The following is a 5,130-nucleotide window of genomic DNA, read 5'->3' on the forward strand; positions in this document are numbered from 1 at the left end:
CGGCGCGTCAGGCTCGCCATGCGCAGCAAGGCGAGCGCGGCAAACAGCAGCGTGAGGCCCGCGAGCGCCGCGAAGGGAATTGCCGATTCCGAGGCCGGCAATCCGCGCGCCGCCTGTCCCATCAACACCGCCATATACCAGCGCAGCGGCAGGATCGCGCTCCAGACCTGCGCGAAGGTATTCATGCCGATGGTGGGAAAGCCGACACCGGCATAGCCGAAGGCAGGGGAGGCGATCAGGCCGGCCAGGCCGAGCCCGGTCGCGAGGTCGCCGACCAAAAGCTGCAGCAGGGCGCCGAGCGACAAATAGGCGATGATCAGAAGCAGGCCCGCCGCGATCATCAGCAGCACGTCGCCCTTGAAGGGAATCTGCAGCACACCCTCGAGGATCAGCGGCTGGGCCAGCATGATCAGGATGAAGATCACGAATAGCGGCGCGAGCTTGCCGGCGAGTGCGGCGATCGGATCGCCGCCGGCGCTTTCGAGCCACTCCCGGGCGTTGCGGCGGCGGAATTCGGAGCCGACCGAATAGCCCGCGGCGAGCGTGATCACGACGTGGATGATCGTCGGCAGCAGCGCACGCAGCAGGAATTGCGCGTAGTTCTTCTGCGGATTGACCAGCGCGATGGTCTCTGCGTATAGCGTTCCCATCGACGACGGGGCGGGGGCGGCGCGATTGGCCGGAGCTGCCGCGCTCGCCGCGGCGGACAGCACATCGTTCAGGCCCGACGACGCGATGCCGGCTGCCGTCAGGAATTGCTGGTTGTAGAAGCCGACGACCTGCGGGCGGCGATCGGCCTTCAGGTCGCGTTCGAAATTCGGCGGGATGAAGATCGCCGAAATTGCCTTGCCGGACCGGATGTCCTGTACGGCTGACGACAGCGAGCCGGAGTCGTCGACGATTCTCAGGCTCGGCGACGCGGCGACCTGCTGCGTCAGCGCGCGCGACGTATCCGACTTGTCGGTGTCGACGATCGTGACGCCGAGGCCCCGGATCACCGGTTGGCTGAACACGGCCGTGAGCACCACGAAGGCGAACAGCGGCACGCCGAAGATCAGCAGCAATGCCACGCGGTCGCGCAACAGCCACCGGCACTCGCGTTGTGCGACCCGCCAGAATCCGGGCTTGGGGGCCAGCCTCATTGGCGTGACCGCCAGTCGAGATAGGCGCTCATTCCGGGCCGCAGCTCGGGCACCGGCTGCACCGGATAGGCGCGGATCGAGAATGTCCGCAAATCGAAATCGCCGGTGGCGCGGGTCGCCCGCCAGCTCGCATACTCGCCCTTGGTGGCGATCAGCTTGACCTCGACCGTGACCTGACGGTCGTCGAGCGCCGGAATGCGGACGTCGAACTTGTCGCCGACCTTCAGGCCCTTCACCAGATCCTCGCGCAGATCGAAATGGATCCAGAGATCGCCGAGATTGATCAGCGTCACCAGCGGCACGCCCGGCGAGACGAACTCGCCCGGCTCGACGTTGCGCTGATAGACCTGCGCTGCGACCGGCGCGTAGACCGCGAGCTGATCGATGACCGACTGGACGCTCTGAATATCGGCTTCGGCCTTCTCGACATTGGCTTTCGCGATCGCGCGTTCTTCCTTGGTGTAACCGTTGACCGCCTGCTCATAGGCCGATTTCGCCTGATCGAGCCCGCGCTCGGCTTCGTGCAGCGCATCGGTGGTCTGGTCGAGGCGGGCCTGCGGCGCGTTGCCTTGCTCGGTCAGTGTCTTGGCGCGATCAAAGGTCTTCTGCGCCAGCACCAGCGCGGCCTCCGCACGTTCCATTTCCGCCTTCCGCGCGGCAATGGTTTCGACCCGCGTTCTAACCATGACGTTGGCGAGCTGCGCATCCGCAACGGCCTTGGCGGCGCGCATCTGGTCTTGCTTTGCAAGCGTTTCCGGATTGTCGATGCTCACCAGGACGGCGCCCGCCGCAACGTTCTGACCGCGCTCGACCGGGATGTCCTTGACCCGTCCGTCGACGCGCGCGGCGATATCGAGCCGCGTTGCATCGACCTCGCCCTGCACGAGCAGCGGCTCGGGCCGCAGCAGATAATAGATCGACAGCGCAACGATGATCGCCGCAACGACGCCGACAACGATGGCCGGCATGCGCGTCGCGGCGTGCGCATTGTCCTGGCGCGCTGCTTGTGGTGGCTCCGACGTGCTTCGGCTCTCGTTACCAGAAGGTGACACGTCCATAGCTGACCCCACATTGGCTCATGACCAGGATAGTCATTATCTATGGCGTGGATGTTAAATCCTGCCAACCTCGGCAGCCTGTCCGATCCGGCTCGAATTTGACCGAAGCAACCGCGTCCGGTGCTGTCGAAGCGATCTCACTTCGATGTGCGCCGCATCGACGCGCGGTTGCATGCACAATTCCAGCCGCGGGCGCTTTGAAGCGCGTAGCCCGCGTGCTCGCTGCATGTGACGAACCATCCTGCAGTGAACCCGGGTTCCGCCCAGGTTCGCGCCTGCGACCACCAGCTTGCCCGCTGACCTTCGCGCCGCTGCCGCGTGGCCCGAGCAGGCCGCCATTGCGGGCCGCGCATGGCATCGCCGGTCACACGGATATTTGAAGCCCCGCGCTCGAATAAATCGCATCCGATTAAATCGGGATACTTGAAGACCGGTCGCGCCATGCCTTTATCCGGCGTGAGCGAATTAATCGTATGCGATGTAAATCGCGGGAACGTTACTATGACTACCAGGATTTCCCACGTCGCCAGGATGTTCAGAACCACGACGTTCAGAGCCATCGCGATGGCGGCAGCACTGTCGGCCATCACGGCGACGGCGGCCTCGGCCCAGGCCGCGATCTCCGAGCCGGCAGCCTACCAGGCGCTGTATCCGTATCGGGACGTGCTCAATAACGGCGCGCGACGCCGGCGGCCAGGCTGGTGTTGCTGCCGCCCGCGGTGCTGCAGGCGCTGCAAGCGCAGGAGAGCGGCGTCGGCGTCGTTCATGTGCCGCGCCGCAGCTCGCATCGTGCCCGGCGCTGAGGCCCAGCAAAGAGGATGTGCGTCGATCGACCCACATCCTCAAACCGGATCAGACCAACTCTCGCGTCTGTGATTGAATGATAATGATCATCCTATTGATTGCCGGCGCGGCTCGACTACGTCGAAATACAGTAGCTTCCCCTTATGACGGAGACGTTCCATGACCAAGCAGATCGACGACCTCTCAAGGCACTATCGCTATGAGCTCGTGCACGGCGACCATGCCGATTTCATCGCCTATCAACGCAATCAGGGCGACGGCGTCTGGCATACGTATTCGACCTGGATGATCCCGCGCCCGAATGGCGAATAGCGCCGGCTGACGCGGGCGATTACCGGGACCTGCCGCGGAAAGAAAAATGCGCCCGGTGCCGGCCGGGCGCATTTCTTGTTGGCTGTCATCAGGCGCACATCCGGGCGACCCGGCCCGCGGCAGCGTGCTCGTCAGTTCGACTTCACCAGCGAGCAGCCGCCCTTGTCGAGCGGACGGAAGGCTTCGTCGCCGGGCACGGTGGCGATCATCTTGTAGAGATCCCACTCGCCCTTGGATTCCTCGGGCTTCTTGGTCTCGAACAGGTACATGTCGTGCACCATGCGGCCGTCGATCCGGATGTGGCCGTTCTTGGCGAAGAAGTCGTTGACCGGCGTCTTGCGCATCTGCTCCATCACCTTCGGCGCCTCGTCGGTTCCGATGGCCTCGATCGCCTTCAGGTAATGCATGGTCGCCGAGTAGAGGCCGGCCTGGATCATGGTCGGCATGTGGCCGACCTTCTCGTTGAACCGCTTCGAGAAGGCGCGGGTCTCGTCGTTCATGTCCCAGTAGAAGGCGTCGGTGACGATCAGGCCCTGTGTCGCCTTCAGGCCCAGTGCATGGGTGTCGGTGATTTCCATCAGCAGCGCGATCAGCTTCTGGCCGCCCTGGGTCAGGCCGAACTCGGCGGCTTGCTTCAGCGCGGTGGTGGTGTCGCCGCCGGCATTCGCCAGCGCCACGACCTTGGCCTTCGAGGCCTGCGCCTGCAGCAGGAAGGACGAGAAGTCCGACGAGTTGAGCGGATGGCGCACGTCGCCCAGCACCTTGCCGCCGGTCTCCTTGACGACATTGGCGGCGTCGCGCTCCAGCGCCATGCCGAAGGCGTAGTCGGCGGTGACGAAGAACCAGGTCTCCTCGCCGCGCTTGACCATCGCCTTGCCGGCGACGCTCGACAGCGCGTAGGTGTCGTAGGTCCAGTGCACGGTGTTGGGCGAGCAGGCGGTGCCGGTGATATCGGAGGAGCCGCCGCCGGAGTTGATGTGGATCTTGTTCTTCTCGCGCGTCAGCGCCGAGATCGGCAGCGCGACCGACGAGGTCGGCACGTCGAGGACCGCATCGACCTTGTCGTTGTCGTACCAGTTGCGCGCGATGCTGACGCCGACGTCGGGCTTGTTCTGATGATCGGCCACGACGACCTGGATCGGCTTGCCCTTCACCTTGCCACCGTAATCTGCGACCGCCATCTCGACCGCGGCGACCGAGCCCTTGCCGGTGGCGTCCGCATAGAGGCTCGACATGTCGGTGAGCACGCCGAGCTTGACGACGTCGTCGGAGATCTGGGCGTTCGCCGCGGTGCCGGAGACCGCGAGCGCGAGGCCGGCCGCTGCTGCGGCCAAGAGCGATTTCATCGTGTTTATCTCCCTGACTTTTCGTTGGTTGCTTCCACGGGGCACCTTCTATCCGGTGCGGCAACCTGTCGCAAAGACGACTTTTTGGGCATATGACGGCGGCCGCTGCCAGATCGCCGGAGTGCCGTTTTTGCCTCGCCCCGCAAAGGGCGGGGAGAGGGGGAGGACTACAGCGCCGGTAGCGCGGTGACGGCGGCCTTGATGGTGCCGTCGGTTTCCACGATCACCCGGAGCGTCTTCGAATCGAACGCGATGCCGGCAAGGCGGATGCTGTTGACCTCGGCGTCGACGCGGATGCCTTCCTCGTTCTTCTGCAGGTCGGCGATCGCGGTGGCGATCTTGCGCTGCGCGTTGGTCGCGAATGGCTTCAGGTCGACGACCATCCGGTCTGCGAGCGCCTGCTGCATGTGCGGGATCGCCGCCCGCGCGGCGGCGCCGAGCAGGCCGAACGCCGCCTCGGACTCGACC

General features: G+C 64.9%; 6 protein-coding genes. 1 reads left to right on the plus strand and 5 read right to left on the minus strand.

Annotation, left to right across the window (positions count from 1 at the left end; translation table 11 throughout):
- The 3 genes from H8B02_RS44990 to H8B02_RS45000 form a co-directional block, all read right to left on the minus strand.
- Positions 1-1,142: ABC transporter permease (locus tag H8B02_RS44990; RefSeq protein WP_229172173.1), on the minus strand; the 1,142-nt coding region annotated here is incomplete at its 3' end.
- Entirely contained in the window at positions 1,139-2,110 is a 972-nt protein-coding gene (locus tag H8B02_RS44995; protein ID WP_229172174.1) for an HlyD family secretion protein, read from the minus strand. The genes H8B02_RS44990 and H8B02_RS44995, both read right to left, overlap by 4 nt.
- A 227-nt stretch (positions 2,111-2,337) precedes the next feature.
- The gene (locus H8B02_RS45000; protein WP_229172175.1) at positions 2,338-2,787 is read right to left on the minus strand and encodes a hypothetical protein; all 450 of its coding nucleotides are present in this window, start codon (positions 2,785-2,787) and stop codon (positions 2,338-2,340) included.
- 376 nt (positions 2,788-3,163) lie between these two features.
- Between H8B02_RS45000 and H8B02_RS45005 the strand changes: the two genes are divergently transcribed.
- On the plus strand, positions 3,164-3,316 hold the full coding sequence (locus H8B02_RS45005; RefSeq protein WP_229172176.1) for a hypothetical protein: 153 nt from the start codon (positions 3,164-3,166) through the stop codon (positions 3,314-3,316).
- Positions 3,317-3,447: 131 nt separating this feature from the next.
- On the opposite strand, the gene H8B02_RS45010 is transcribed toward H8B02_RS45005, so the two are convergent.
- Together H8B02_RS45010 and H8B02_RS45015 are read right to left on the minus strand one after the other, a co-directional pair.
- Positions 3,448-4,662: an ABC transporter substrate-binding protein gene (locus H8B02_RS45010; RefSeq protein ID WP_229172177.1), complete on the minus strand. Its 1,215-nt coding sequence runs from the start codon at positions 4,660-4,662 to the stop codon at positions 3,448-3,450.
- Positions 4,663-4,829: 167 nt separating this feature from the next.
- On the minus strand, positions 4,830-5,130 hold a 301-nt coding region (locus H8B02_RS45015), incomplete at its 5' end, for a DUF4403 family protein (protein ID WP_229172178.1).

This window comes from Bradyrhizobium altum (assembly GCF_020889705.1).
Classification (GTDB): domain Bacteria; phylum Pseudomonadota; class Alphaproteobacteria; order Rhizobiales; family Xanthobacteraceae; genus Bradyrhizobium; species Bradyrhizobium altum.

Bases quoted from the DNA above. Each gene is read 5' to 3' on its own strand.
- H8B02_RS45010 (WP_229172177.1), bottom strand. From the start codon at position 4,662: ATGAAATCGCTCTTGGCCGCAGCAGCGGCCGGCCTCGCGCTCGCGGTC.
- H8B02_RS45000 (WP_229172175.1), bottom strand. From the start codon at position 2,787: ATGGCCGACAGTGCTGCCGCCATCGCGATGGCTCTGAACGTCGTGGTT.
- H8B02_RS44995 (WP_229172174.1), bottom strand. From the start codon at position 2,110: ATGCCGGCCATCGTTGTCGGCGTCGTTGCGGCGATCATCGTTGCGCTG.
- H8B02_RS45005 (WP_229172176.1), top strand. From the start codon at position 3,164: ATGACCAAGCAGATCGACGACCTCTCAAGGCACTATCGCTATGAGCTC.